Origin of the sequence: Massilia horti, from assembly GCF_004614195.1 — a bacterium.
GTDB classification, from domain to species: Bacteria; Pseudomonadota; Gammaproteobacteria; order Burkholderiales; family Burkholderiaceae_D; genus Telluria; species Telluria horti.
On record NZ_SPUM01000041.1, the window covers coordinates 1 to 25,693 of the forward strand.

The 25,693-nt window shown below is 65.3% G+C and carries 24 protein-coding genes; 7 read left to right on the forward strand and 17 right to left on the reverse strand.

The genetic code is table 11. The annotated features are described in order from the left end of the window. Positions 1-155 precede the first annotated feature (155 nt). The 4 genes from cueR to E4O92_RS06875 all read right to left on the reverse strand — a co-directional run bounded on the left by cueR (position 156) and on the right by E4O92_RS06875 (position 2,030). On the reverse strand, positions 156-581 hold the full coding sequence (gene cueR / locus E4O92_RS06860; RefSeq protein WP_135189018.1) for a Cu(I)-responsive transcriptional regulator: 426 nt from the start codon (positions 579-581) through the stop codon (positions 156-158). A gap of 125 nt (positions 582-706) precedes the next feature. After that, positions 707-1,069, reverse strand: a complete 363-nt coding sequence (locus tag E4O92_RS06865) for a hypothetical protein (RefSeq protein WP_135189019.1) — start codon at positions 1,067-1,069, stop codon at positions 707-709. Then, positions 1,066-1,527 (reverse strand): penicillin-insensitive murein endopeptidase, encoded by a 462-nt coding sequence (locus E4O92_RS06870; RefSeq protein WP_135189020.1) that lies wholly within the window; start codon positions 1,525-1,527, stop codon positions 1,066-1,068. The genes E4O92_RS06865 and E4O92_RS06870 overlap by 4 nt, the downstream gene beginning before the upstream one ends. Before the next feature lie 11 nt (positions 1,528-1,538). Further along, positions 1,539-2,030 carry an Hcp family type VI secretion system effector gene (locus E4O92_RS06875; protein ID WP_135189021.1) on the reverse strand — a complete coding sequence of 164 codons (492 nt, stop codon included), beginning with the start codon at positions 2,028-2,030 and terminating at the stop codon, positions 1,539-1,541. A gap of 315 nt (positions 2,031-2,345) precedes the next feature. Between E4O92_RS06875 and E4O92_RS06880 the strand changes: the two genes are divergently transcribed. Next, positions 2,346-2,552, forward strand: a complete 207-nt coding sequence (locus E4O92_RS06880; RefSeq protein ID WP_135189022.1) for a hypothetical protein — start codon at positions 2,346-2,348, stop codon at positions 2,550-2,552. A 9-nt stretch (positions 2,553-2,561) separates the two neighbouring features. On the opposite strand, the gene tssA is transcribed toward E4O92_RS06880, so the two are convergent. The 7 genes from tssA to E4O92_RS06915 all read right to left on the reverse strand — a co-directional run bounded on the left by tssA (position 2,562) and on the right by E4O92_RS06915 (position 9,954). Next, positions 2,562-3,557: a type VI secretion system protein TssA gene (gene tssA, locus E4O92_RS06885; protein ID WP_135189023.1), complete on the reverse strand. Its 996-nt coding sequence runs from the start codon at positions 3,555-3,557 to the stop codon at positions 2,562-2,564. Between the two features lie 8 nt (positions 3,558-3,565). Beyond that, complete coding sequence (gene tssH, locus E4O92_RS06890) at positions 3,566-6,205, reverse strand: type VI secretion system ATPase TssH (protein WP_135189024.1); 2,640 nt, start codon at positions 6,203-6,205, stop codon at positions 3,566-3,568. Positions 6,206-6,247: 42 nt separating this feature from the next. Next, entirely contained in the window at positions 6,248-6,733 is a 486-nt protein-coding gene (gene tssE, locus E4O92_RS06895) for a type VI secretion system baseplate subunit TssE (protein WP_135189025.1), read from the reverse strand. Positions 6,734-6,800: 67 nt separating this feature from the next. Continuing rightward, positions 6,801-7,292, reverse strand: coding sequence for an Hcp family type VI secretion system effector (locus E4O92_RS06900; RefSeq protein WP_135189026.1), 492 nt, complete (start codon positions 7,290-7,292; stop codon positions 6,801-6,803). 36 nt (positions 7,293-7,328) lie between these two features. Continuing rightward, positions 7,329-8,822, reverse strand: a complete 1,494-nt coding sequence (tssC, locus tag E4O92_RS06905) for a type VI secretion system contractile sheath large subunit (RefSeq protein WP_135189027.1) — start codon at positions 8,820-8,822, stop codon at positions 7,329-7,331. Between the two features lies 1 nt (position 8,823). Then, positions 8,824-9,327, reverse strand: coding sequence for a type VI secretion system contractile sheath small subunit (tssB, locus tag E4O92_RS06910; protein ID WP_135189028.1), 504 nt, complete (start codon positions 9,325-9,327; stop codon positions 8,824-8,826). A 45-nt stretch (positions 9,328-9,372) separates the two neighbouring features. Continuing rightward, positions 9,373-9,954 (reverse strand): tetratricopeptide repeat protein, encoded by a 582-nt coding sequence (locus E4O92_RS06915; RefSeq protein ID WP_135189029.1) that lies wholly within the window; start codon positions 9,952-9,954, stop codon positions 9,373-9,375. 193 nt (positions 9,955-10,147) lie between these two features. Between E4O92_RS06915 and tssJ the strand changes: the two genes are divergently transcribed. Genes tssJ through icmH form a run of 3 tightly spaced genes read left to right on the forward strand, consistent with a single transcriptional unit; the run spans position 10,148 to position 12,905 of the window. After that, positions 10,148-10,735 carry a type VI secretion system lipoprotein TssJ gene (gene tssJ, locus E4O92_RS06920; RefSeq protein ID WP_135189030.1) on the forward strand — a complete coding sequence of 196 codons (588 nt, stop codon included), beginning with the start codon at positions 10,148-10,150 and terminating at the stop codon, positions 10,733-10,735. A 59-nt stretch (positions 10,736-10,794) separates the two neighbouring features. After that, entirely contained in the window at positions 10,795-12,141 is a 1,347-nt protein-coding gene (tssK, locus tag E4O92_RS06925; protein WP_135189031.1) for a type VI secretion system baseplate subunit TssK, read from the forward strand. Then, positions 12,138-12,905 carry a type IVB secretion system protein IcmH/DotU gene (icmH, locus tag E4O92_RS06930; protein ID WP_135189032.1) on the forward strand — a complete coding sequence of 256 codons (768 nt, stop codon included), beginning with the start codon at positions 12,138-12,140 and terminating at the stop codon, positions 12,903-12,905. Before tssK ends, icmH begins: the two co-directional genes overlap by 4 nt. A gap of 181 nt (positions 12,906-13,086) precedes the next feature. Here the strand turns inward: icmH and E4O92_RS06935 are convergent, their stop codons facing one another. The 4 genes from E4O92_RS06935 to E4O92_RS06950 form a co-directional block, all read right to left on the reverse strand. Beyond that, positions 13,087-13,845: an OmpA family protein gene (locus E4O92_RS06935; protein WP_135189033.1), complete on the reverse strand. Its 759-nt coding sequence runs from the start codon at positions 13,843-13,845 to the stop codon at positions 13,087-13,089. Next, positions 13,839-14,801: a type VI secretion system-associated protein TagF gene (gene tagF / locus E4O92_RS06940; RefSeq protein WP_135189034.1), complete on the reverse strand. Its 963-nt coding sequence runs from the start codon at positions 14,799-14,801 to the stop codon at positions 13,839-13,841. Before tagF ends, E4O92_RS06935 begins: the two co-directional genes overlap by 7 nt. Continuing rightward, on the reverse strand, positions 14,801-18,538 hold the full coding sequence (gene tssM, locus E4O92_RS06945; protein WP_135189035.1) for a type VI secretion system membrane subunit TssM: 3,738 nt from the start codon (positions 18,536-18,538) through the stop codon (positions 14,801-14,803). The genes tagF and tssM overlap by 1 nt, the downstream gene beginning before the upstream one ends. A gap of 311 nt (positions 18,539-18,849) precedes the next feature. Continuing rightward, on the reverse strand, positions 18,850-19,686 hold the full coding sequence (locus E4O92_RS06950) for a M15 family metallopeptidase (RefSeq protein WP_135189036.1): 837 nt from the start codon (positions 19,684-19,686) through the stop codon (positions 18,850-18,852). A 105-nt stretch (positions 19,687-19,791) separates the two neighbouring features. Between E4O92_RS06950 and E4O92_RS06955 the strand changes: the two genes are divergently transcribed. The 3 genes from E4O92_RS06955 (at position 19,792) to E4O92_RS06965 (ending at position 24,610) form a co-directional block, all read left to right on the forward strand. After that, complete coding sequence (locus E4O92_RS06955; RefSeq protein WP_167759720.1) at positions 19,792-20,541, forward strand: hypothetical protein; 750 nt, start codon at positions 19,792-19,794, stop codon at positions 20,539-20,541. Between the two features lie 113 nt (positions 20,542-20,654). Then, positions 20,655-22,292: a VRR-NUC domain-containing protein gene (locus tag E4O92_RS06960; protein WP_135189038.1), complete on the forward strand. Its 1,638-nt coding sequence runs from the start codon at positions 20,655-20,657 to the stop codon at positions 22,290-22,292. Beyond that, a complete protein-coding gene (locus tag E4O92_RS06965; protein ID WP_135189039.1) occupies positions 22,289-24,610 on the forward strand; it encodes an ATP-dependent DNA helicase in 2,322 nt (773 codons plus the stop codon). Before E4O92_RS06960 ends, E4O92_RS06965 begins: the two co-directional genes overlap by 4 nt. On the opposite strand, the gene E4O92_RS06970 is transcribed toward E4O92_RS06965, so the two are convergent. After that, positions 24,551-25,249 carry a LiaI-LiaF-like domain-containing protein gene (locus E4O92_RS06970; RefSeq protein WP_135189040.1) on the reverse strand — a complete coding sequence of 233 codons (699 nt, stop codon included), beginning with the start codon at positions 25,247-25,249 and terminating at the stop codon, positions 24,551-24,553. The genes E4O92_RS06965 and E4O92_RS06970 overlap by 60 nt on opposite strands. Then, entirely contained in the window at positions 25,236-25,613 is a 378-nt protein-coding gene (locus E4O92_RS06975) for a LiaF transmembrane domain-containing protein (protein WP_135189041.1), read from the reverse strand. Before E4O92_RS06975 ends, E4O92_RS06970 begins: the two co-directional genes overlap by 14 nt. Positions 25,614-25,693: the final 80 nt, after the last annotated feature.

Below are 25,693 nucleotides of genomic sequence, written 5' to 3' on the forward strand. Positions count from 1 at the left end.
TTCAGGTCCATGTGCCGCGAGGTGTGGGGGTTCGAGTCCCTCCGTGGGCACCAAAAGCTACCGGACGAGTTAGTCCCGCAAAACGCCGCAATCTTTGCAAAAGGATTGCGGCGTTTTGCGTTTCTCGCATTGGCGTTGCGCACCCCGCCCGCCTTTCAATGCATCGCCAGGTCGTCCAGGATCGGGCAGTCGGGGCGGTTGTCGCCACGGCAGCACGAAGCGAGCTTTTCGAGCGTGCGCTTCATCGCTTCCATTTCGGCGATCTTGCGGTTCAGTTCCTCGATGTGGCTGCGTGCCAGGGCGCGCACATCGGCGCTGGCCCGGCCCTTGTCCTGCCACAGCGCCAGCAATTCCCGAATCTGCTCGAGCGAAAAACCGAGCGCCCGGCCGCGGTGAATAAACTGCAGCACCTGTACGTCCTGTTCCGAATAGAGCCGGTAGCCGGAATCGGTGCGCCGTGCAGCGTCGATCAGCCCGATCGATTCGTAATGCCGGATCATTTTTGTCGATACTCCGGAGGCCTTTGCTGCATCCCCGATATTGAGGCTCACCGGCCTTGCTGCGATTGCTGGAAAACCCATGGCTTTGGTCCTGTTGGTGGTTGTTATTGTCGACAGCATACACCTTCCCACGATGGGAAGGTCAACAGGCATACTTGACTTGGCACGGCAAGCGTTTTTTGGCATTGCGCATCTAGGCGCACCCGTCAGCAGCTGGCCCCGGAATGCGGCTGCCCGGTCCGAAGGTTGAATCCCATAAAGCACTTGTAGCCGTTGCTTGGCCGATACGAGCACCAGACATCGCCCCGTCTGCGCAAGCGTTCGCCTTCCTCGGTTGTGCAGGTGACCCCCTTCGCATCAGGGTAGAGCGAGTCGAAAATCTCTTTCGCGGGATCGCCTGTAACCACGATTGCGATCTTCCGATCATTCTTCGATGGCTCTGAACGTTCTCCCGGCTCGCCAGAGTAAATCAGATAAGTTGCGTTCAGGGGCTTGTACTGCCCCGACCAGCCGGCTGCATAGGCGACTGACAAGACGCAGGCACCAGCGACAAGGAGCTGCTTCTTCATTTTAGCTCCACATGAAAATGGTTATCGTGGTGCGGCCACATCATAACTCGCGGGTGTGCCCTCATGTCATTGAACAGGACTTTTTTCACGAACGGGTGCGAAAAGAAGATGGCGATAAGCCTGCCCGTCGCCTCTTGATCGTATTCGTGGTCGTGCCAGGTCACGGGTAACTGGAGACCGTCCTTGCGAAGTGGCCGCACGTCAACTTGCAGGCCGTCCATGTGGGAATCGTGTTCGTTTTCTCCGCCGTCAGGCAAGCTAATATTGCCAATGCCGAACTTGCGACTGTCAATAGCTGCCCATTCCCGCTCAACCCAAAGCAGGGCTGTCATCATGTGCGGGTGCGCGTATTGGAACTCTCCTGCGCCGGGCGTCCCATACACATAATAACCAGCGTCTTCCGGGGCCTGCGGGAGCATGAAAAACTTCCGACCATCCTTGGGTTGAACTTCAAGCATGGCTGCCCCCGTCAGACGATCTTATTGGTAACTAAATCCCAGCCGCCGACAGTGGCACCGCCGGCACCGCCGCCGATGTTTTGCTTCAGGTAACGCCACTTGATCTTTGAGAATTTCAGGGTAAAGGAGTCATGCAGGCCCGAGCCGGGATGAAGAACTTGATCCATGCTGCCGATCAAAACGTTCTCAAGTTCCACCTCGTAATACTTTATTGGCTTACCATGGCCGTCCGCACGCATGAATTCCAGCTTTGCCTTCGGGATCGTCTTGCCTGCGGAAGCGGTCTGCATCAGGATAGGCGATGCAAGGTCAGCCAGTTTGGTAAGTGCAATGCTCTTGTGCTCGCACCGCTCTGCGGTATGGCCCCCAGCCGTGGAAGCAGTTGCGCTTCTCGGCTGTTTCACGCCCCATGAGGCGCTGGTGAGTTCCATCCAGCCAGCATGGCCTGAGTCTGTGGACTCGCCTTTAATGCCGTCGATTTGCAGGTACACGTCAATCGCCATAATCCGCTCCGTTGTTAAGTTGAACGGAGATTCTTGCTCTACTTCCCGCAGACAACGTTGACTAGAGTCAGCAAGTCAAGAAAGACATATCAACGGCTGCCCTCCCCGCCAGACTCGCAGGCTGCCCGGGAGAGCCAGCCAGCGAGCCGTTATGGGTGGCTCACTATGATTGACTGTCACTGAGCCGCCTCGTATTATTGAACGGACGAGGAGGGCGAGAAAAATCTCCAGGAGGATCAAAGGCTTAAACTCAGCCGCCCCCCACGCTTCTCCGGCAGCCGCATATTGGTCATCCCGCAGTCCTCGGCATTACACATGAAAACAGTCTTCGCCAACCTGCTCGCACTGCTGCTCGCGCTTGCCTGCGTATCTTCGCTTGCCGAGCCGGCACAGTGGTTCAAGTGGCGCAGCAAGGCAGATGGCACGCTCGTGTGCTCGCAAACACCGCTCGGTCCGGGCTGGGACAAAGTCGCAGGCGGGTACCGAGACAGCCGTTGCGAAAGGCCAGCGGTTGCAAAGTAACCGAACTGGCTACTTCTCTTGTTCGACACCGAGCAGTTCTTCGAGCCGCGTCAGCGAGGCCTCGTCCTTCACCACTGTGCGCAGCCACAGGTGCAAGGGCTGCTCGCCCCATCCGGCGGCCTTGTCGGCCAGGTAGGCGACCGGGCTGTGCGGTTCGGTGCGGCGAAAGAACTCGGCCACCGCGCGCAGTTGCGCCAGCGCCTGGGCGCGCGTCTGGATCGGGCCTGACACGACCGAACCGCCCGGTGCGGGCGCGGTGGGCGCCGACTTTTCCCTGCCAGCCGCAGGCGCGGGCAGCGCGCCTGCTTCGCGCGCCGACGGGGTCACGAATTGGACCAGGTCCTGCAATGCCGACTTGGCCGCCGAGAATCCCGGGCCGTCGTTACCCAGCTTGTCGTCGACGATCCGTTCCAGATCCACGAGCGCGGCGGCGCAGTGGTCGCTGTCGCGCAGCAGCGCTTCGTGGAAGGCCTTCGAACCGCGGTGGCGCGCGGCATCCAGCTCGGCCTGTTCCTCGGGGCCTCGGGCGCGGGCCGCCTCGAAGTCGCGCATCGAATATGCGCCGGCCGCAGCTTCAGTGATCGGGATTTCACGAATCAGCTGCGGGACGCGCCCCGCGATCCAGCACAGGTTGCCGATGCGCCGCTCATAGCCATCTTCGTCCGCCGGCGGATACACGCCGTCCCAGAAGCGCTCGCACAGCCCGGCGATCACACGCAACCCGTCGGCCAGGCCGCGCAATCCCTCGGTCTTTGCGAGCGCCTCGGCCAGCCACACGGCAAGCTGCAGGTCCTTGCTGCGCTGTTCGATCAGCTGGGCCGAGCGCCGCACCACGAACTTCCAGTCGGCCTCCTTGAGCGACGTGACCCACGGCCCCTGCTCCAGCGAGGGGTCGTCCGCCTGGCGCGCCTGGGCGATCTCGTCGATTTCGCTGGAAAAGGCCAGATCGTCGCCGCAGGGACTGGCCTCGCTGACGGGGGCCAGCAGCTTGTCGATGTCGAGCATGATTCCTCCTAGGGCGCTTGCACCGTGTACTTGAACTTGCCGGACTTGGTTGCGCTGACCTTGATGCACGCGATCGCGCCGCCCTCGGCCATCCTGGCCAGCACGTTGTCGGCGATCTCGGGCAGCAGCGTGCCGTTCAGGATCGTGTCGACGTTTCGCGCGCCGGAGTCGACTTCGGTGCAGCGCGCCAGCACCGCCTCGACCAGCGCATCGTCGTACTGGAACCGGGCATTGTGGTTGTCGGCCACGCGGCGCGCGATGCGGTCCAGCTTGAGACGGATGATGTTGGCCAGTACGTCGTCGCTGATCGGGTAGAACGGCACCACCGTCAGGCGCCCGAGGAAGGCCGGCTTGAACTGCTTGACCAGGTGCGGGCGGATCAGTTGCGCCAACTGATCAGGCGTGGGCTGTTCGGCCGGGGCCTTGTTCAGGCATGCCTGCATGATCTGGCTCGACGCCACATTCGATGTGAGGATGATGATCGTGTTGCGGAAATCGACCTGGCGTCCTTCCGAGTCGTCCAGCACGCCCTTGTCGAACACCTGGAAGAACAGTTCCAACACGTCGCTGTGCGCCTTTTCCACTTCGTCGAGCAGCACCACGCTGTACGGGTTGCGGCGGACGGCTTCGGTCAGCACGCCGCCTTCGCCATAGCCCACGTAGCCCGGCGGCGAGCCTTTGAGGCCGGAGACGCTGTGCGCTTCCTGGTACTCGCTCATGTTGATGGTGACGAGCTTGCGCTCGCCGCCGTACAGCAGGTCCGCCAATGCGAGCGCGGTCTCGGTCTTGCCCACGCCCGAGGTGCCGACGAACAGGAACACGCCCTTGGGCTTGTTGGGGTCGTCCAGGTTGGCGCGCGCGGTGCGTACCCGCTGCGCCACCACGCCGCTGGCATGGGATTGGCCCAGGATGCGTTCGTCCAGCAGCTTCTGCAGGCCCATCACGGTCTTGATCTCGTCCTTGACCATGCGCCCGAGCGGAATCCCGGTCCAGCTGACGACGATCTCGGCCACGGTGTGGCCGTCGACCTGCACCGGCACCAGCGGCATTTCGCCCTGCACGCCGCGCAGTTGCTCGAACAGCGCGGCCAGCACGGGAACATCGTCCTTGCCCTCGCCGGCCTCGATGCCGGAGCGCAGGCGCATGATCTCGCCGGCCAGCGCCCGTTCCTTTTCCCAGCGCTGCTGCTGCCGCTGATGTTCTTCCTGCGCCTGTTCACGGCGGCTGCGCAGTTGCGCCAGCCTGTCCGCATGGTTGGCGCCTGCGCTCTCTTCGCGCGCGAGCGCGGCGATCTGCGCATCGATTCGCTCCAGCTCGCGCGCACAGTTTTCCACTGCGGCCGGCGTCGCGTTCTGGCCGAGGGCCACCTTGGCGCAGGCTGTGTCGAGCACGCTGATCGCCTTGTCCGGCAACTGGCGGCCGCTGATGTAGCGGTGCGACAGCCGCACCGCCTCCGTGATCGCATCGTCATGGATGCGTATCTTGAAGTGCCCTTCCATCAACGGCGCCATCGCGCGCAGCATGGCGCAGGCGGTTTCCTCATCCGGCTCCTCGACCTTGACCACCTGGAAGCGGCGCGCCAGCGCGGCGTCCTTTTCGAAGTACTTCTTGTATTCGCCCCAGGTGGTGGCGGCGATGGTGCGCAGTTCGCCCCTGGCCAGTGCCGGCTTGAGCAGGTTGGCCGCGTCGTTCTGGCCGGCGGAGCCGCCGGCGCCGATCATGGTGTGCGCCTCGTCGATAAACAGGATGATCGGGTGCGAGCTCTTTTTGACCTCGTCGATCACGTTCTTCAGGCGGTTCTCGAACTCGCCCTTGACGCTGGCGCCCGCCTGCAGCAGGCCCATGTCGAGCGTGTGAATTTCAACTCCCTTGAGCACATCCGGAACGTCGCCAGTGGCGATGCGCAGCGCCAGTCCCTCGACCACGGCGGTCTTGCCGACGCCGGCCTCGCCGGTCAGGATCGGGTTGTTCTGGCGCCGCCGCATGAGGATGTCGATCGCCTGCCGAATTTCGGGATCGCGCCCGATCACCGGGTCGACCTTGCCTTCGCGCGCACGGGCGGTGAGGCAGGTGGTGAACTGGTCGAGCGCGGGCGTCTTGCCGTTCGCCTGCGCCTGCAGCTCGGTCACCGGGTCGGTGGCGGCCAGGTGCGGCTGGCTGACGGCCGGCGCCTCGGTCGAGCCATGGGTGATCTTGTCGAAGTCGTGCTTCAGGCGCTCGAGCGGGAACTTGGCGAAGAGCCGGGATCCGCGCTGGGCCAGCTGGGCGAGGTCCGGCGCGGTGAGCAGCGCCAGCAACAGATGGCCGCTGCGGATCTGGTTCGGCTGGCCATTGCCGAGCGAGGCGATCAGCCAGGCATGTTCGAACAGGGTCGGCAGGTGCCGCGAGAACACCGGCGTGCGCGCACTGCCCGAGGCAAACCGCGCCACCTCGTTGCGCAGATCGGTCTCAAGACCGGTCAGGCTGATGTCCGCCTGGCGCGCGGCGATCACGAAGTCGCAATCGGCCTGTTCGAGCAGCGCCAGGAACAGGTGCTCGATGTCGACTTCGTACTGGCCCAGGCTGACGCAGATGTTGGCGGCGCGGGTGGCAGCGGTGCGGGTGGTGTCGTTCAGTTTGCCGATCAGGGTTTTGAGGTTGATGTCCATGCGCGTGTCCTTTAGGTTGTCCTGTTGGCGCGGGCGGGCAGGTCAGGTCCGGGACGAGCGCGCCGCCTTGCTGATCGAGTAATGCAGGGTTGATGGTTGCAGCACGGCGTTGAAGTTGACCGGCTCCGCCGCCGCATGCAGCTGCAGCTTTGCGTTGATGACGAACTGGAGCCGGTTGACGTTGCCGGTTTCGGCTTCGAGCGAGGCGGTCACGTCCGACAGGCGCGGCTCGTGGATTTCAATCGCTGCCTTCAGGCTCGCACAGATTGCCTCGCGGTCCTCGGTGCTCGCCAGGCACAGGCCGGCAAAGTCGACCAGGCCGTAATTGAGGATCGAACGGCGCGCCTGCGGGTAAGCGTCGAACACGTGTTCCGGGATGGCCAGCCGCGTGTTGAGCAAGGCCTCGAGGTCGCGCGCGATGCTGTCCTTGACCTGATCGACCGACAGGTACGCATTGGCGCCGCCGGCGCTGACCTGTGCGCGCTCGCCCATCAGGCGGTCCAGCAGGCCGGGTGCGAAGCCTTTCATGGCTCCTCCAAAAAATGACCGCGGGAACGACGGGTTTCTTAGGTACGCCGGTAATTCAAATTGGGGTTCAGGCGATCCGGTTGGCGGCGAGGTTCCAGCCGCCGGTGGTGCTGCCGCCGGCTCCGCCGCCGATCCTTTGCTTGGTGTAGGTCCACTTGGCCTGGCTGAACTTGAGCGCGACCTTCTCGTGCATCAGGTTCCCCTCCCCGACCTCGGAATTGACGCTGCCGATCAGTACATTCTCAAGCTGGATTTCGTAATACTTGACGCGCTCGCCCTGCCCGTCGGCCCGCATGAATTCCAGCCTGGCCTTCGGGATGGTCCTGCCCGCGGAGCAGGTTTGCATGAGCACCGGCGAGGCCAGGTCGGCCAGCTTTTCGATGGTCACCTCAAGGTGCTCGCAACGCTCGGCGGTGTGGCCGCCGCTGGTGGAAGCGGTGGCCGACTTGGGCTGCTTGACGCCCCAGGTCACCGATTTACACTCGATCCATTCCTTGTGTTTGTCGTCCGTCGATTCGCCCTTGATGCCGTCGATTTGCAGGTACACGTCGATCGCCATGTGCTACTCCGTCTGCTGTGGGTTGAAGGGAATGGTTCAGTTCTTGGTCGATTGCGGCAGCTCCGCCACCAGCCGGAGCGAAACGGACAGCTCGTCGAGCTGGAAGTGCGGCCGCAGGAACGACACCGCCCGGTAGACGCCGGGACGGCCCGGCACTTCGGACACCTGCACGCTGGCCTCGCGCAGCGGGCGCTGCGCCTTCTGTTCCTGGCCCGCGTTGTCGTCCAACAGCACGTACTGGGCCAGCCAGCGGTTCAGGTAATCCTCGACGTTGGAGGCGGCGGCGAAGCTGCCGATCTTGTCGCGCATCATGGCCTTCATGTAGTGGGCGATACGCGACACGGCAAAGATGTACTGGAGCTGTGACGACAGCACCGCGTTCGCATTGGCCGCCTCGTTGGCGTACTTCTTAGCCTTCTGCGCCGACTGCGCCCCGAAGAACGCGGCGTACGAGGTGTTCTTGCAGTGGACCAGCGAGATGAAGCCCAGGTCCGACAATTCCTTTTCGCGGCGGTCGGTGATCGCGAGCTCGGTCGGGCACTTGAGCGCGACCTCGCCTTCGTCGGTCTTGAAGGTGTGGGTCGGCAGGTTTTCGACCAGGCCGCCGCCCTCGACGCCGCGGATCGCCGCGCACCAGCCGTAATCCTCGAACGCCTTGGTGAGCTTGCTGGCGAACGCGTAGGCAGCGTTACACCATAGGTACTTCTGGTGGTCGGTGCCGTCAACGTCCTCGACGAAGTTAAAGCCCTCCGTCGCCATGCCGTCCACCGGGTTGTACGGCAGGCGGCCGAGGTAACGCGGCAGGGTCAGGCCGACGTAGCGCGAGTCTTCCGATTCGCGGAACGCCTTCCACTTGGCGTATTCGACGGTATCGAACACCTTGGCCAGGTCGCGCGGCTTGCCCAGGTCGGCGTAGCTCTCCAGGCCAAACAGTTCCGGCCCGGCGGAGGCGACAAAGGGCGCGTGGCTGGCGGCCGCCACATGCGACATCTGCTCGAGGAAGTAGATGTCCTCCGGCTGGCGGGTGATTTCGAAGTCGCCGATCAGCGCACCGTAGGGGGCGCCGCCGAAGGAGCCGAACTCCTCCTCGTAGACCTTCTTGAACAGCGTGCTCTGGTCGAATTCGAGCGCGGACTGGAAGTCCTTCACCAGCTCGCGCTTGCTGGCGTTGAGCATGCGGATCTGCAGGCCGACGCTGGTCGAGGAATTCCTGACCAGGTACTGCAAGCCGGTCCAGCTGCGTTCGAGCTTCTGGAATTCCGGCGCGTGCATCACGGCCGAGAGCTGGGCCGAGATCATCCGGTCCAGCTCCGCCAGGCGGGCGTCGATCGCGGCCGACAGGCTGTTCGACATGACCATCGTGCCTTGCATGACCTGGTTGACCAGTTCCGAGATGATGTCGCGCGCGCGATCGTGCTCGCTGGCGGATTTGGCCACGCGGCTTTGCTCGACGATCTGGTCGAGCAGGCTGTTGTCCAGTTCGATCGGTGCCGCGGCCGTGATTGATGCCTGTTCGAGGTTGGCGGCCATGTCAGTCCTCCTTGCCGGTCTTGCGCAGGCTGTCGAGTTTTTCGGTATTACCCAGCACTTCGCTGAGCAGGTCTTCGAGCTTGTCGTTCCCGGCCAGCTTGTTGCGCAGGTCGGCCAGCTTGCTGCGCGCATCTAACAGTCCCTTGAGCGGCGCCACCTGCTGCACCACTGACTCGGGCCGGAAGTCCGCCATTTCGCGGAACTGCAGCTGCACCGCGAACTCGCCGCCCTCCTCCGACAGCTGGTTGGGCACCCGGAAGTTGGCCACCGGCGCCACGCCAGCCAGGACCTCGTCGAAATTGCCGGCGTCGACGTTCACGAAATTGCGGTCCTTCAGGCGCTTCTTGTCCGCATTGGGGTCGTTGCCGAAGTCGCCGATGACGCCGACGACGAAGGGCAGTTCCTTGTTTTCGATGGCGTCGCCGATCTCGACGTCGTAAGTCATCTGCACGCGAGGCGCGCGCACTTTCTGCAGGCGTTTCTGCACGCTTTCACTTTTAGCCATGTCGACTCCCGGGTTGCGTAATAGATGGCCGGCGGACCGGCACGCTCACTTGAGCGCGCCGAACGGATCGCTGCTGTTGTTGGCGGTGGCCGGCGGCTTGGACGCCGGGGCGCTGATTGCACGCTTGGGCTGCTCCTTGCGCTGTACGGTGCGCGCGGCGCCAGGGACCAGCTCTTCCTGGCCCAGGCTGGCACGCAGCAGCTTGGCCAGGTCCTGCGCCTCGCTGCGCACGTTGCCGGTGATGTTGTTCTTCTGGCTCAGGTCCGCCAGCGCCTTGCTCGTCACGCGCAGGCCGCTGACGGCGACGATGCTGTGGGCCAGGGTGTCGTCCGGATCGCGCGATAGCGCTTCGAGCGCGTTGACGATCGCTTCGCCGTAGTTGCCGCTGTCAAAGCGCATCTGCGCCATGCGCACCCACGGCGTCTTCTCGGTCGGGAAAGTGGCGCTGGTGCTCTTGAGGATGGTGTAGGCCTTGTCGTTCTGCCCGGCCATCACCGCGGCATCCGCTTGCGCCATCGCTTCGGCGATCGTGGGGGGCTTGGGCGCGTTGGCGATACTCTGACCACCGCTGGCGCAGGCCGAAAGAAACGCAACGCAGACAAGACCCGGCAACACGTGTTTGAACATTTCTCGCTCCCAATACGTTTGACCAGAGGCCATTATTCGACAAGCGTTCAGGCTGGAATTGCGGGGAGTCAACGAAATCGCCGATTTGCTCGCTTGCACAGGATCGAAGCGAAACTTGTTCTTTGTCACGGCGCCGCCCGGTTGTTCGCGTTAAATGAACGATGGAACATTAACAAGCGGCAAGGTGACCCAGATGAAGCGCATCCGACTTGGCCTGTTCGTCCTGCTTGCCTTGCTGCTGGCCGCCTGCGCCGGTGGCGGGGTGGGCGCAATCGCCGGCGCCACGCTGGAGGCCGCCGGCCTGCGCAAGCCGCCCGAGGTGCCGGACACGCAAAAGCCGCCGCGCACGATCACGATCCGGCTGCACGCTGCCGAGCGGCTGAATGTCGACGCCAGCGGCCAGCCGCTGGCGCTGGTCGCGCGCATCTACAAACTGCGCCAGAACGCGGCGTTCGAACAGGCGCCCTATGCCGCTTTCCTGAATCCGCAAACGGAGCGCGAGGCGCTGGGGCCGGACCTGCTGGAAGTGAAGGAAATCACCCTGGTGCCCGGCCAGCGCTACGAGGTGCAGGAAAAGGTCGCGCGCGAGGCCGCCTACGTCGGCGTGGTGGCCCTGTTCCATGCGCCGGCGGCGCAACGCTGGCGGCTGGCGTTTGCCGCCGCCGACGCCGAGCAGGCCGGGCTGACCGTCGGGGTCCACGCCTGCGCGCTCTCTGCGGGCGCGGGGGCGAAGCCGACCACGCGCGACATGAAGATGCTGTCTTCTGTGCACTGTCAATAAGCTTGACGACATTTCCGCCAAGCTAGTGTTTTCGAGGAACCAAGACTTGCGAGGTGCATGTGAACCATCCACAGAAGGTGCTGTGGGGCGAGGGCCTGTTCCTGCGACCCCAGCATTTCCAACAGCAGGACCGCTATCACGAGGCACGCCTGAACCAGACGGCGCGCGCACTGCACCCGTATGCATGGGGCGTGCGCAAGCTGGCGATCGATGCCGAGGCGCTCAAGAGCGACGTCCTGCGCGTCACAGATCTGTCGCTGGTGTTCCCGGACGGCGAGCTGTATCGCGCGCCGCAGGCCGATGCGCTGCCGCTGCAGGCCAGGCTCGGCGAGCTGGCGCCGACCGTGCAGGCGATCACCTTCCACGCCGCCCTGCCCTCGGTCAAAATGCATGGCGAGAACTGCGCCGGCAGCGCCGAGGACAAGGCCGATGCGCGCTACGCGCTCCATGAGAGCGACACCCAGGACCTGTTCACGCGCGCGGCCGACGCCCCGGTCACCTACCTGCGCAAGACCCTGCGCCTGGTGTCGGAATTGGAGGCGCTCGAGTCGTACGAGAGCATCCCGCTGGTACGGCTGCGGCGGGTAGCGACCGGCGGCTTTGAAATCGATCCGTCGTTCACGCCGCCGTCGGTCTCGATCGAGGGCGCGCCGGGCCTCTCGACCCAGCTGGCGCGGCTGATGGAAAAGCTGCTGGCCAAGGTCAACGCGCTGTACGGCCACTACCGCGAGCCGAGCAAGAACGTGGTCGAGATCCGGGGCGGCGACATGTCCTCGTTCTGGCTGCTGCACACGGCCAGCACCGGCTACGCCGCGCTCACCCATTACCTGAGCCACCGCGAGCTGCACCCGGAACGCCTGTTTGCCGAACTCCTGACCCTGGCGGGCAGCCTGATGACTTATTCGCGCAGCTACAAGCTGGAGGACTTGCCGGCCTACGTGCACCAGAACCCGGGGCCGGCGTTCGCGCGCATCGACGAGATCATCCGCAACCTGCTCGATACCGTCATCTCGTCGAAGTACTTCTCGATCGCGCTCAAGCACGAGCGCACGTCCTACCACCTGGGCGCGCTCGACTCGGGCAAGATCAACGCCCAGACCGCGCTGTACCTGGCGGTGGCGGCGGACCTGCCGGCGCTCCAGCTGGTGGAGGTGGTGCCGCTGCGCTTCAAGGTCGGCGCGCCGGAGGACGTCGACAAGTTCGTGCTGTCGGCCATGCCGGGCGTGAAGCTGGTGCATGCGCCGCAGGTGCCCGCGGCGCTGCCGGTGCGCCCGGACACGTACTACTTCGTACTCGAAAACAAGGGCGTCCTGTACGAAAACATGTTGAAGGCCCAGGCGATCTCGATCTATGTGCCCAACGGGATCCGCGACCTCAAACTTGAACTGATAGCGATCGCAGCATGACCCCTCACGCCGAACGGCGCGCCGCGCCATCCCTGCCAGGCCGCGGCGCGGCCGGCAACGCTCCGCAAAGCCTGGTCGACCTGATGTACGAAGGCTTCTACGCGCTGTTCTTGCTCAAGAACGGCTGCGGACCGCACGACAATGCCGCCTTCCCCGAGCACATGACGCAATTTTTGGCCGACGTCGACCGCAACGCCAAGAACCTGGGCGTGGCGGCGGACGATGTGACGGCCGCCAAATACGCCTTCTGCGCCGCGGTCGACGAGATCATCCTGCGTTCGGAGTACGAGATCCGCGAGGCGTGGGAAACCCGACCGCTGCAGCTGCGGGTGTTCGGCGACCAGCTGGCCGGCGAGCACTTCTTCCACCGGCTCGAAGACCTGCGCGCGAAAGGCAGCGTGCACCTGCAGGCGCTGGAGGTGTTCCACATGTGCCTGCTGCTCGGCTTCCAGGGGCGCTATGCGCTCGACGGGCGGGACAAGCTGAACTACCTGGTCGCGCGCCTGGGCGACGAGATCGCGCGCATGCGCGGCAGGAGCCGCGGCTTCGCGCCGCACGCGCAGCGGCCGGACCAGATCGCCAACAAGCTGCGCAGCGACCTGTCGCTCTGGGTGTTGACGGTGGTGTTTTCGCTGGCGGGACTGGGCGCCTACATGGGGTTTCGCACCAGCCTCACGCGCGAAACCGACACGGCGATGGCGACCTACAACGACCTGGTCAAGCTGCCGCCACGGGCGGCCAACGTGACGATCACGCTGCCGTAGATACGCAAGCGCACGTCAATTGAGGTTAGCTTCGCGCTAACGTGAACCGTCGTTCCCGCGTAGGCGGGAACAGCGCCACTGGCACTGTTCCCCCCATGCTGAGCGTCATTTCATGCTGCCTATGGGTCCCCGCGCGCGGGGACGACGTGCGGTAAATCAGGTTGTGTTTGAACTGCCGTTCTCACTGAACTACCTTGAATTCGATGCGGCGGTTGCGCGCCCTGCCCTCCGCGGTACGGTTGTCCGCGACCGGCCGGTCCGGCCCTTCGCCAGACACGGCAACCAGCTCGGGCTTGACGCCGCGCCCGACGACGTAGGCCTTCACCGCTTCCGCGCGCGCCTGGCTCAGCGACATGTTGCCGGCATGCGAACCGGCGTTGTCGGTGTGCCCGATCACCTCCACCCTCTTGTCCTTGAGCCTGAGCAGCGCGACGCTCATCTGGTCGAGGATGGCCTTGCCCGAATCGGTCAGCGTCGCCTTGCCCGACTCGAACTCGATGATGCGGTCGGCCAGGGCGGCGTCCAGCATCCCCTGCTCGGACGCCGCCACGCGCAGGCCGTTGTTGACCGTGTAAGTGGGATTGAGGCTGGCCGCGATGTCGCTCGCGATCTGCTGGCGCTGCGACTCGTTGGCCACGTCGCCGCGCAGGCTGACGTTGTTGCCGTCGACCTTGAGCTGGCCGCGGCTGATCAGTTTGAGGTTGGGGCCGATGAGCCGGTGCAGGTACTCGTCCCAGTTCGCCGGCGTGGTCACGCTGCCGACCGCAAGCTGGTCGACCACCCTCTCGGCGCCGTACACCTCACGCAGGCGCGCCAGCAGCGCCGCCTTGCTCGGTTCGTCGGCCACCGTGCCGGACACGACGATCGGCGCCGGCGCCTGCGCCAGGGCGGCGCCGGCCAGCAGGGCGCAAGCCGCGAACAGGATCTGGGTCTTCACGATTCGGCTCCGATAAAGGTTTTGAGGAACAGGTCGCGCGCCATCCGCAGCGGCAGCTGCGGCTGGTCGAGGTAGCTGGCGAGCGCGCGCACGTCGATGTCAAGCCCGATCTGCTCGTCGATCCAGCCGGTGTCGGTAAAGCGTACCTGCTGTTCCACTCCGGCCAGCGGATCGATGATCCCGCGCAGCGTCTCGGCGGCCGAGCCGGAAAAGCCGACCACCAGCACCGGCTTGCCGTCCTGGCTGGTCAGGAACAGCGCCAGGTCGAAGGGAACGCGGCGAACGAAGGGCGTCAGAAGCTCGAGCCAGAACGAGGCGACCACGCAGCGCATCGGCCCGTCCTCGGGAAGCGGCAGCATAAGGCTCTTGTGCAGGGCCGCCGGCTTGCTGTGCATGACCGGCTGCAGCAGCAAGCCAAGCGCCAGGATCAGCCGGCTGACCGAGTCCTCCCCCAGCAGCTTACCCAGCGAGCACACGGTGCCGGTGGCGAGGAAGGCGCCCAGCTCCCCGCCGTATGCGGCCAGCGCCATGCCGGCGTCGGCAATCGCCTGCAGGTGCGGGGTGGCGTCGTTCGCTTCGAGCACCTTGGGCGCCATGGTTTCGGCGAACGCCCACAGCGGCTCGAAGGCGATCGGACAGTGCGCCACGAAGCCTGGTGGGTCGGGGACCTCGAGCGCGCGCATCATCAGGAACGGAAAGCGCCGCCCGGACTGGTCATGGCTGGCGACCAGATGGCCCGCCACGGCATGGCGCCGGTCGTGCCCGACAAAGGCGAAGCTGACCGGGGGCATCTGGTCGTAGTACAGCTTCCAGCGCGGATCGGCGGGCAGGCGGCTCATCACCTGCGCCAGCCAGCCGTCGAGCATGGCCATGACCTGGACGTCGTGGGTCAGTTTGACGAAGTCGCTGCGCGTGGGGATCTTGCCGAAATAGCCCAGCCGGTTCGAGCAAGCGCCCATCACTGGCCTCCGGTGCTGGCAAGCGCGGTGCCGGCAGGGCCGGGGGAGCCGCGCCCGACGATCGTCTCGGGCAGGCGCAGGCCGTTAAAGCCGCGGGATGGGGTGGCGCCGTCGCCGCTGCCGCTCGATTCGGCGCTGCTGATGCGCTTTAACTCAATCGCGACGGCGACATTGCCGCTGGCCCAGCGCAGTTCCCACACGCCGCCGTCCTTGGATTTGCGGGCGGCCGCGGCGATCATCCGCTGCAGGCCGAACTGGCCCGGCTCGTTGAACAGCTCCACGGTGCGGCCATCGAACGTGACCGCGCTGATGCGCGCGCCGGCGATTCCCTGCGGTCCCGGATGCACCATGTTGGTCCACGCCGGCGGCGTATTCCGGTATCGCACCGATTGCCCGTCGATCTCGATCGAATATTCGGTCACGCCGGGCGCGGGCAGCGGCTGGATCTGGAACACCGTCTGCGGGCCGTTGTTGGCAGCCACCCCGTTGCTCGATAACGGCGCGACCCAGCCGGGGAAGGCTGCCACCGCGTTCGGCGAAAGCGTGATGCCGATGTCGGCCCAGGTGCGTGCCGAAAGCACGTCGCCGCGGCGCACCACCAGCGGCCCCATTGCGGTGTTGACGAATTTGGCGACCACGCCGTCCGGGCCGAAGAACTGGCCGATTTCGGCGTTGGTCGCCTCGATCCGCGAGTTCGGCGCGAACGGGTACTTGCCCGCCAGTGTGCGCTGGAACGGCTCGACCACCTGCACCTGCCAGGTCTTGTTGATCTCGGCCTCGGACGGCAGCACGATCATGGCGAAGGTCTGGATCAGGGGACGCACCAGCAGCGGGCGCAGCGCCTGTTTCTGGCCGTCGCTCATCCCGGTGAGCATCTGCTCGTCGACATACTTGAGCGCGTCGGCCAGCTCCGATCCGCTGCCCTCCAGGGTCTGCTGCATGAACTGCTTGGCACCCGGGCCCGGATCGCCCTGGTTTTTCAACTGGTTCAAGCGGGTGCGCAAGCGCGACAGCGCGTCCAGATAGCCGCTCATCAGGGAGGCTTCCTTCTCCTTGACGCCCACCAAGCGCGCCACGCCGGCGAATTCACGGCCGATCGCGCCCATCGCCGGCGCCGTATTGCCGCCAGGGTGCGGCAGGTCGGCCGCCTCGACCACGGTGCGCGCCTCGCTCGGCGCTCGGCGCAGGATCGTCTCCTTGAACCATGCCACCAGGCCCTTCTCGACCGCGGCCGTGCCGGCCCGCTTGGCCGCAGGGTTGTCCCAGGCGGTCTGCTGGTAGATCTCCCCCAGCAGCCTGGCGATCGGCGAATTCTGCGGGTCGCCCAGGCGGTTCATCGCCTGCACGCTGGCCTCGAAGCCATTGAGGTCGCTGATCGTCACGCCCTGCACGAACTTGCTCCACTCCTTCGCATACTCGGCCTTGTACATCTCGGTCAGCGACTTCTGGATCTGCTCCGGGCTGCCTTCGAGCGTCAGGTCGTCCCTGGATTCGGTCTTGAGCACCCAGTCGGTGCTTTGCAGTTCCCGATTGGCGGCGTCGCGGATCGCACCGTACACGAACTTGTCCCATGCCTCGCGGGTGAAGGCGCCGCTGACGGCGTAGCTGCCGGCCACCAGCGCCTGGTCCTGGTCACCGACGATGCGCGCCACCGTCACGCTTGGGAAGCGGGTGGCGGCGCGGGTCTTGATGTCGGCGTAGACGCGCTCACGCGCCGGGGTGCCGCGCACCACATGGCGCAGGTTTTCGCGCACGCCGTCCAGCAGGCTCAGTTTGAGCGCCACCTGGGGCCAGGCCTGGTCGTCGATATGCGCAAGATGAAAGCTCATCAGCCGTTCGGCGCTCCTGATCATCTGCTCGCGCGGCATGGACCCGCGATTGGCCTCGAGCCAGCCGCGCCAGTAGCGCGTGAGCTGGTCGTTCAGGTGCCCGGGTTCGGCGCGCGACTTTTCGCCCAGCATAAGGTAGGTCTTGAGCGCGTTGTAGGCGTCGGCCACGCTGGTGGGCGACGCGGCCTGGTAGGGCTGGCCCGGCCTGGCCGCGACCGGCGCGGCGTTCGGATCGAGCTTGTCGGCGTTGGCGTTCACTTCTGCCAGCATGGTCTCGATGGCGGCGGCCACCGGCTGCACCATCACTTCGCGCACCCCCGCGAAGTATTCGTCGCGCAGCTTGCGCTCCAGGCCGATGCCCTGGTACAGGCCGAACGACAGCGCCAGCGGGCGCTCGTCGCGGTATTTCTCGAGCTGGACGATGCGGTCCTGCAGGATGTCGAGCGCTTCCAGCCGCGACTGCAGGTCGATGCGCTTTTCCTGCAGCTTGACTACCTTGTCCAGGTCGGCCTGTACGTTGGCGAGCAACTGCCGGTTGCCCATGTATGACCAGGTCCAGCCGGCCAGCGCGCCGCTCAGCACCAATGCCCCGGCAAAGAATGCGGCGTACTTCAGGCGATGGGCGGTCGGGCTGGTGTAGCGCTTGACCAGCTCCCGGTCGGCGAAAATCACCTTGCGGAACAGGTCGAGCAAAAAGTAGCCGGACTGTTCGCCCGCCTCGCCGCCCTTCTGCTCCTGCAGCGTGAGGTCGAAGCGGCTGGCCACGCGCTTGGAGGACTGGTCCTGCACCGCGCCTTCCTGCAGCGCGCTGGTGAAGTAAAAGCCGCGGAACACCGGCTTAAACTGGAAGGTGTTCTCCTCGAACATCGTGGACAGGAACGCGCGCAGCGGGCTCTTGATCGACGCGAACTCGAGCGGGAAGGTGAACACGCCGGGCCGCATGCGCGCGCTGCGGTTGCCGGCCATGTTGGCCATGCTCATCTCCTTCAGGCCTTCATGCAGCTCGTCGAAATGATGGTCGAAGAAGGCCAGCACGTCCTGCGGCGTGCTGCGGCGGTTGTAGTGCAGGGTCGCGCCCCAGGCCCGTTCGCGCTCGCCGCGTTCGCTGTCGGCGAAAAAGTCGGAAAAGCCGGCGATCAGGTCGGCCTTGGTGAAGATGACGTACACCGGCGCGTACACGCCTAGCCGCTCGGTCAGCTCCTGCACCCGGGTGCGCAGGCTCTTGGCCAGTTCCATCGAGGCGTTGGCCGGCCCGGCGGCCAGCTCGGCCACGCTGACGGCGATGATGATGCCGTTGATCGGCGCGCGCCGGCGGTGCTTCTTGAGCAGGTCGAGGAAGGCGAACCATTCGGCGCGGTCGTTCTCGATCACCGAATAGCGGCCCGCAGTGTCGAGCAGGATGCCGTCGGTGGTGAAGAACCAGTCGCAGTTGCGGGTGCCGCCCACGCCCTGCACCGCCTTGTTGCCGGCGAGCGGAAAGGTCAGGCCGGAATGGGCGATCGCGCTGCTCTTGCCGGCGGCCGGGTTACCGATGATCATGTACCACGGCAGCTCGTACAGCGCGGCGGCGCCGCGGGTCAGGCCCAGCTTGGAAGTCTTGATCGTGTTGATCGCCTCCAGCATGCCCTTGCGCAGCACCGCGACATCGTTCTTGCCATTCTCGCCCTTGCCCTGCGCGTCGGCCGGTGCAATGCTCTCGCCCAGCCTGGCAGAGGCGCGCTTGCGCCATTGCTGCCGCACGGCCCAGAACACACCCCATGCGGCAAGCAGCGCCAGCAGGACGATGACGGCCCAGATTGCCGCGACCTGCAGCGTCTGCGCGCCAAGAAACAGGAATGCCGCGAGCGCGGCCATGCCGATCACGACCAGCACGCGGCTGTCGGTCAGGAACTGCCAGAGTCGGGCCATAACGGGAAGGTAGGTGAGGTTGGAAAAAGTCCCGTTGGCAATGTTGGCACCGTTCCGGCGTTACAAGCTTGACGGTGCGCAATGAGGCGTACGGCGCAATAAGAGGCTGTTTCAAAATGGGCAGGGCAAGGTGCGGCGAGAGCAGGATCCGGGCGAAACGCCAAGCGCGTGCCACAGCAATCGTTTGCTCGAAGTCGTCGTCCCCGCGCAGGCGGGGACCCATAGGCCGCGTGAAAGGACGCTCAGCATGGGTTCCCGCCTCCGCGGGAACGACGTGCTTTACGCCAGTGATACACGTTACGATGTGCTTCTTACCGCATCACCCCGCGCAGGCGCAGCTCGGTATGGCCGAAATCCATCATCGTCCAGCGCCCGCCCCAGGTCAGGCCCAGCGATTCGGCGACTTGCCCGTAGAGCTGATAACCGCGCATGGCCCACGGGTCTTTTTCCGAAATAATGAGCTTGCCGTCGCGCCAGAAGGCGCAGTCGGCCGCCAGGCCGTACTGGTGCCAGCTCTGGAAGGCCCGCGCGTTGGTGACGCCGCTGCCCAGCCTGGCCAGCATGTCCTGGCGGGCGGGGCTGCGGTAGCCCTCGAGCAAGGCCATTTCATAGCCATGCTTTTCCTTCATGATCTTGAAGACCAGCAGCAGACGCTGGCTGAACTCGGGATGCAGCAGCCCCCAGTTGCGGCTGGCATCGACGAGCATCGGCCGCACCTCCTCCACCTCCTTCGTGGTGAAGGCAAGCGGCGGCAGCGCGCTGGGGGCCACCAGATGCTCGCCCCTGAGCAACGCGGCGACTTGCTCGTCCGGAACCTGGTCGACCGCTTCGTAGCCGGGCAACATGTCCGGCTTGCTCATCACGAGCGCCAGCAGCGATGGTATGGCGACGAGGGGCACCACGATGGCGCAGGCGATCCAGTGGCGGCGCACGAACCTGGCCGACCCGCTCAGCAGGCGGCGCGCATCGCGCCGCATGACGCCGGCCTGGCGTGCGCGCTGGTGCTGCCATAACGCAACATTCCGGCCGATGCGCTGACGCACCGATAGCACCAATTGCATCACGGCTTCACGTCCGGATGGGAAAAATGCAAGCCAAATGATGCTGCAGGCAACACAAAAATAAAGAAGTGCGACAAAGATCAGCATCGGATTCCCCAGATTGTTTCTAATCGGAATGCGAGTCTCAATCTTAGGAGTAATACCGTGCGCCCTACAGACGAAAATCAACGCACCTCCACACGGCCCAACCTGATGTCCTCGGGACCACGCCGTAGCGGCGAGGACAACATCCTGGACATGCTCGAGCGCGATTCCGGACGCGGCCGACTGGGCCGGCAACCGCGCCTGGCGTGGATTGCAGGAGGAAGCGTGTTGAGCCTGCTGCTGGTCGTGGCCCTGGTCGTGCTGCTGCGCGAAAACGCGAACAACGCGGAGAACCTGCGCAACGTCTACCGGCCGACGGCGGTTCCGGAAGCGGCAACGGTAGCCGAGGCGGCGGCCAGGGCGCCAGCGCCGCAGGCAGCGCCGGTGGAACAGGCGGCGGCCATTGTCGACATGCCCGAGCCGGCAGCGAGCGTCGCCGAGGTCAAGGTGGAAGAGCCACCGCCTCTGGTGCTGTTGACGCCGGGCGCAGCCAGCGCGGCCGCGAAGACAGTCGACCAACAGGACGCGCCGCCCACGCCCACGCCCGCGGCCAAGACCGCAGCCGTGGATGCGCCGGTGGTGCATGACGAGGCGCCGCCCCGGATGAGCCGCCCGATCGCCAAGCCGGCCGCCAAAGCGTTTGCCGCTTCGTCCACAAGCGTGCAGCCCAAAGCCAAAGCGTCCGCGCATCCCCCAACATCACCCCGCGCCAAAAAACCGGTTGCCGGGGCGGCCCAGACCGTGACGGAAGCGCAGGTCGACACCGACGTCGCGCTTATCTCGGCAATCATCCTGCATTCAAACAGCAATGCTGAAGGCTGCACCGGGGCCGACAAAAAATGCGCACCCCATCCGTGATGCCGGCGCGGTAAACCGAAAAACCACGATCCAGTCTCCAGTCGGCGAAACCGCTGGGTAATCGGCAAACGCGTAAGTTATACTGTACATAAGCACAGTATGGCAACGCGAACATGATCAGGGTTCTGGAAAACGAGTTTTATTACCTGGATAACTTCCAGCGCGTCCTGGACTGGATCGGGCAGCGCTACGACGACCTGCTGAACGACGAAGAGCGCGCCTTCGTCGCCGCCTTCCCTTCCCTGCCGCGCCCGTCGCGCGCGCTGTTCGTGCGCATGGTCATGCGCAAGGGCGACCTGTTCCGTGCAAGCAAACTCAACTACGCCGAAATCGGCTGCCCGGCCGCCGCGGCACACCACCTGCTTGCGACCGGCTGGATCGTGGCCGATCCGGTCATCTCGCTCGACGAGCTGTTCGAACTGCTGTCCAAGCCGGAAATCGCCCTTGTATTCCGCCTTGCGCAGAAATCCGCGCGCAAGGCCGATCAACTGCAGGCGCTGCGCGCGCAATTCGCCGACAGCCGCGCGTTTTCAAGCTGGTACCGCGACTGCCCGGACAGCGCGCTGCGGATCCTGGTCAAGCCGCTGTGCGACCGGCTGCGGCTGATCTTCTTCGGCAATTTGCGCCAGGACTGGACCGAGTTCGTACTGTCGGACCTGGGCGTGTACCGCTACGAGCAGGTGGAGTTCTCGACGGCCTCGCGCGGCTTTCGCACCCGGCGCGACATCGATCACTATTTGCAGCTGCACGCCTGCCGCGAACGCTTTGCCACCGACGGATCGCCAGAGGACGTGCTGCGCGACCTGCCGCCGCCGGCGCGCGAGAACGAATGGCTCGACAGCCGGCGCGAGCGGCTGCTGTTCCAGATCGGGCAGCACTACGAGAAGCGCCGCGACTGGCCGAACGCGCACAGCGTCTACACGCGCTGCCGCTACCCGGGCGCGCGGGCGCGCGCGATCCGCGTGCTGGAGAAGAACGAGCAGTACGCGGCGGCCTACGAACTGCTGGAACTGGCGCAGCGCGCGCCGGAGAGCGACGCCGAGCGCCAGCATCTGCTGCGCATCGGTCCGCGCCTGGCGCGCAAGCTGGGCCACGCAAAGACGCCCGCCCGGCGCATTCCTGCGATGCAGCGCATCGACCTGCGGCTGCCAATGCCGCGCGAAGAGTGGTGGGTCGAAGGCGTGGTGCGCGACCACCTGGCGCGCGAAGACGCCCCGGTGTTCTACGTCGAGAACGCGCTGGCCAACGCCATGTTTGGCCTCTTGTGCTGGCGCGCGATCTTCTGCGCGATTCCCGGCGCCTTCTTCCACCCGTTCCACCGTTCCCCGGCCGACCTGCACAGCGGGGATTTCCATCAACGGCGCGAACGCGAATTTGCCGCCTGCCTGGCGGAGCTGGACGACGGCCGCTACCGCGACACGATCCGCCGCAACTTCCTTGAAAAATCGGGCATCCAGTCGCCGTTCCTTCATTGGGACTACCTGGATGCAGGCCTGATCGACCTGGCGCTGGACTGCATTCCGGCCGCACACCTGAAAAAGTGGTGCGAGCGCATCCTGCAGGACGTGAAGGCGAACCGCAGCGGGTTTCCTGACCTGATCCAGTTCTGGCCGATGGAACGGCGCTACAACATGATCGAGGTGAAGGGCCCGGGCGACCGCCTGCAGGACAGCCAACTGCGCTGGATCGAGTACTGCACCGAGCACCAGATGCCGGTCGCCGTGTGCTACCTGCAGTGGGAAGGCTCTTGAGCTACGTCGTTGCCGTGCGCACGCTGTGCGAGTTCACCGCCCGCCAGGGCGACCTCGACCTGCGCTTCACCCCTTCCCCCACCGCGCAGGAAGGCATCGCGGGACACGCGGTTGTCACCAGCCGGCGCGGCGCCAGCTACAAGGCCGAGCTGCCCCTGCAGGGCGACTACGGTCCGCTGCGCGTGCGCGGGCGCGCCGACGGCTACGACCCGGAGCGCAACCTGCTGGAAGAGATCAAGACCTACCGCGGCGACCTGTCGAACGTGCCGGACAATCACCGCCACCTGCATTGGGCCCAGCTGCGGGTGTACGGGCACCTGCTGTGCCAGGAATACAAGCTGCCGAAGGTGGACCTTGCGCTGGTCTACTTCGACATCGGAACCGGCGAGGAGACCGTGCTGCGCGAGACACAGGAGGCGCCAGCGCTGCAGGCGCTGTTCGAGGACCAGTGCAGCCGCTTCATCGCGTGGGCGGAACAGGAGCTGGAGCACCGAGCGGCACGCGACATGGCCTTGAACGGATTGCGCTTTCCGTACGCCGCCTTGCGGCCCGGCCAGCGCCAGCTGGCCGAATCGGTATTCCGGGCCAACGCCAGCGGACGCTGCCTGCTGGCGCAGGCGCCGACCGGCATCGGCAAGACGGTCGGCAGCCTGTTCCCGGTGCTGAAGGCGGCGCCCCTGCACAAGCTCGACAAGGTGTTCTTCCTGGCCGCGAAAACGCCGGGCCGCCAGCTAGCACTGGATGCGGCGAAGACCATCGCGGCTGGCGAGCCTGCGCTTCCCCTGCGAGTGCTGGAGCTGGCGGCGCGCGAGAAGTCTTGCGAGCATCCGGACAAGGCCTGCACCGGTTCGTCCTGCCCGCTGGCGCGCGGCTTCTACGACCGCCTGCCTGCCGCGCGCAACGCGGCGCTGGGTCTGCCCGTGATGGAGCGCGCCGCGCTGCGCGAGGTCGCGCTGGCGCACGACGTGTGCCCGTACTACCTGGGCAGCGAAATGGCGCGCTGGAGCGACGTGGTGATCGGCGACTACAACTACTACTTCGACGGCGGCGCGATGCTGTACGGCCTGGCGCAGGCCAACCAGTGGCGCGTGAGCGTGCTGGTGGACGAAGCGCACAACCTGGTCGCACGGGCGCGCTCGATGTATTCGGCCGGGCTGGATCGCGCTTCGTTGCGGCTGGCACGCAACGCGGCGCCGCCGACGGTCAGGAAGGCGCTGGAGCGCGTCGCCCGCACATGGAGCGAGCTCGCGAAACAGTCGGCCCAGAGCTACGAAGTGCTGCCAACGTTGCCTAACAAGCTGCTGGGTGCGCTGCAGAACGCGACCAGCGCCGTGAACGATTTCCTCGCCAGCCATCCGGCGCCGCTAGAACCGGCGCTGCAGGCTTTTTACTTCGACGCGCTGGCCTTCGTGCGCCTTGCCGAATCGTTCGCCGAGCATTCGATCTGCGACATCACGCGCCACGGCACACGAGATTCTGCGATCCGCATCCGCAACCTGATTCCGGCGCCATTCCTCAAGCCGCGCTTCGCGCTGGCGCATTCGACAACGCTGTTCTCCGCCACCCTGAGTCCGTGGCACTACTACAGCGACACGCTCGGGCTGCTTGACGACACCGCATGGGTCGACGTCGAATCGCCGTTTTGCGCGGGGCAGCTTGCGGTGCATGTGATGGACGGTATCTCGACGCGCTACAAGCACCGGGCCGCCTCGGTGGCGCCGATCGCCGAGCTGATGGCCGGGCAGTATCGCCAACGGCCGGGGAATTACCTGGCGTTTTTCAGCAGCTTCGAATACCTGGAGCAGGTGGCCGCGCAGGTCGCCGAGCGCTACCCGGACATTCCGATCTGGCGGCAGGCGCGCCGGATGAGCGAAGAAGAGCGCGCGGCCTTCCTCGAACGCTTCACGCCGCACGGCAGCGGCATCGGCTTTGCGGTGCTGGGCGGCGCGTTCGGCGAAGGCATTGACCTGCCAGGCGCCCGGCTGATCGGCGCCTTCGTCGCCACTCTCGGCCTACCGCAGGTCAACCCGGTGAACGAGCAGGTGCGCGAACGCATGCAGGCGATGTTCGGCGCCGGCTACGACTACACCTACCTGTATCCGGGCATGCAAAAGGTGGTGCAGGCCGCCGGCCGTGTGATCCGCACCGAAGAGGACACGGGCGTGCTCTACCTGATCGACGAGCGCTTCGCCCAGCCACGGGTCCGCGAGCTGCTGCCCCGCTGGTGGCGGCTCGGCGCACAACCGCAGTTGCCCCCGTCAGTTACGAACATCGACCCCGCCCATGATCGCGTAGCCGCGCACGATCAGGCGTTGTGATGCCTCGGCGGGCGCCGCGGTCCTGTCGTCGAAGCCGCCAAGGACCGGCGTTCCGTCCAGGACCACCGCCCAGTCGGACGGGACCCTCAGTGTGATGCCGCCGAACAGCGCGAACACGTCCAGCACGGCTTCGGCCTGGATCGTGCTGCCTTGCAGGTCGATCGTGCAGCCGCCCACGATCGCGGTCACCTCGCCATGGCGAAAGTCCCTGACGACGATGCGCCGCTGGACCCCACCGAGGATCGCCGTGATGTCAAGGACCTCCTCCGCCGCGCCGTCCTTGAGCGGCGGCGCCTGGCGCCGGCCGACAGTCGCCCGGAACACCAGCAGCGCGCCAATGGCGATCAACAGCAGCGGCCATACCATGCGCCAGCTCAGGTAGAACCAGCCGAGACGGTTCAGTACCATCGTCAGGCCGAGCGCAATGAGCACAATGCCGATCACGTAGCCGTTCGGCGAACTGGTGTCGAACAGCTTGACCACGCCGATCACGATGAAGACCAGCGGCCAGAACCCGAGTACGTAGCTAAAGTCGACGAAGCCAAAATTATCGAGCAAGAACAGGACGCCGATCGCCACGACCAGCACACCGAGGATGATCTGGCTGGACGGGCCGCGAATGTCGCTACGGCTTCTCATGATGTACCTGCTGCCTGGACCTGAAGTGACGCGCCATGATCGGCTTGATCGCCACCGCCAGGCCGGAGATGATGATGACGATCGGCCAGCTGTTGCGGAAGTTCAGGCCGAACATTCCCTCGAGCGTGGCGAACAGCCAGATGCCGATCAGGGCCAGCCACAGGCCGCCCGCGAAATCACCCGCCGTCGGGTAGCCAATGGTGCGATTGATGCCGATCACGACCAGCAACAGCGGCAGGTAATGCCACCAGTTCCACAGGTCCGCGATGCCCAAACGGTCGAGGAGGACCAGGACGCCGATGACAACCAGCACAAGACCCCATACCAGCTGGCGTCGCCAATGGTACGAATCGTCGATGTCCATGAACACCCTCCGGTAGTGTCGCAAAGTTCAAGATTACCTGTACCGCTGCGGGAATGAAAGCGATTTGTGCAGACGAAAAA

Bases quoted from the DNA above. Each gene is read 5' to 3' on its own strand.
- E4O92_RS06870 (WP_135189020.1), bottom strand. From the start codon at position 1,527: ATGCTTGAAGTTCAACCCAAGGATGGTCGGAAGTTTTTCATGCTCCCG.
- E4O92_RS06915 (WP_135189029.1), bottom strand. From the start codon at position 9,954: ATGTTCAAACACGTGTTGCCGGGTCTTGTCTGCGTTGCGTTTCTTTCG.
- tssJ (WP_135189030.1), top strand. From the start codon at position 10,148: ATGAAGCGCATCCGACTTGGCCTGTTCGTCCTGCTTGCCTTGCTGCTG.
- tagF (WP_135189034.1), bottom strand. From the start codon at position 14,801: ATGGGCGCTTGCTCGAACCGGCTGGGCTATTTCGGCAAGATCCCCACG.
- tssH (WP_135189024.1), bottom strand. From the start codon at position 6,205: ATGGACATCAACCTCAAAACCCTGATCGGCAAACTGAACGACACCACC.
- E4O92_RS06865 (WP_135189019.1), bottom strand. From the start codon at position 1,069: ATGAAGAAGCAGCTCCTTGTCGCTGGTGCCTGCGTCTTGTCAGTCGCC.
- tssM (WP_135189035.1), bottom strand. From the start codon at position 18,538: ATGGCCCGACTCTGGCAGTTCCTGACCGACAGCCGCGTGCTGGTCGTG.
- E4O92_RS06880 (WP_135189022.1), top strand. From the start codon at position 2,346: ATGAAAACAGTCTTCGCCAACCTGCTCGCACTGCTGCTCGCGCTTGCC.
- E4O92_RS06975 (WP_135189041.1), bottom strand. From the start codon at position 25,613: ATGGACATCGACGATTCGTACCATTGGCGACGCCAGCTGGTATGGGGT.
- cueR (WP_135189018.1), bottom strand. From the start codon at position 581: ATGGGTTTTCCAGCAATCGCAGCAAGGCCGGTGAGCCTCAATATCGGG.
- icmH (WP_135189032.1), top strand. From the start codon at position 12,138: ATGACCCCTCACGCCGAACGGCGCGCCGCGCCATCCCTGCCAGGCCGC.
- E4O92_RS06970 (WP_135189040.1), bottom strand. From the start codon at position 25,249: ATGAGAAGCCGTAGCGACATTCGCGGCCCGTCCAGCCAGATCATCCTC.
- E4O92_RS06955 (WP_167759720.1), top strand. From the start codon at position 19,792: ATGTCCTCGGGACCACGCCGTAGCGGCGAGGACAACATCCTGGACATG.
- tssB (WP_135189028.1), bottom strand. From the start codon at position 9,327: ATGGCTAAAAGTGAAAGCGTGCAGAAACGCCTGCAGAAAGTGCGCGCG.
- tssE (WP_135189025.1), bottom strand. From the start codon at position 6,733: ATGAAAGGCTTCGCACCCGGCCTGCTGGACCGCCTGATGGGCGAGCGC.
- E4O92_RS06950 (WP_135189036.1), bottom strand. From the start codon at position 19,686: ATGCTGATCTTTGTCGCACTTCTTTATTTTTGTGTTGCCTGCAGCATC.
- E4O92_RS06875 (WP_135189021.1), bottom strand. From the start codon at position 2,030: ATGGCGATTGACGTGTACCTGCAAATCGACGGCATTAAAGGCGAGTCC.
- tssC (WP_135189027.1), bottom strand. From the start codon at position 8,822: ATGGCCGCCAACCTCGAACAGGCATCAATCACGGCCGCGGCACCGATC.
- E4O92_RS06900 (WP_135189026.1), bottom strand. From the start codon at position 7,292: ATGGCGATCGACGTGTACCTGCAAATCGACGGCATCAAGGGCGAATCG.
- tssA (WP_135189023.1), bottom strand. From the start codon at position 3,557: ATGCTCGACATCGACAAGCTGCTGGCCCCCGTCAGCGAGGCCAGTCCC.
- E4O92_RS06960 (WP_135189038.1), top strand. From the start codon at position 20,655: ATGATCAGGGTTCTGGAAAACGAGTTTTATTACCTGGATAACTTCCAG.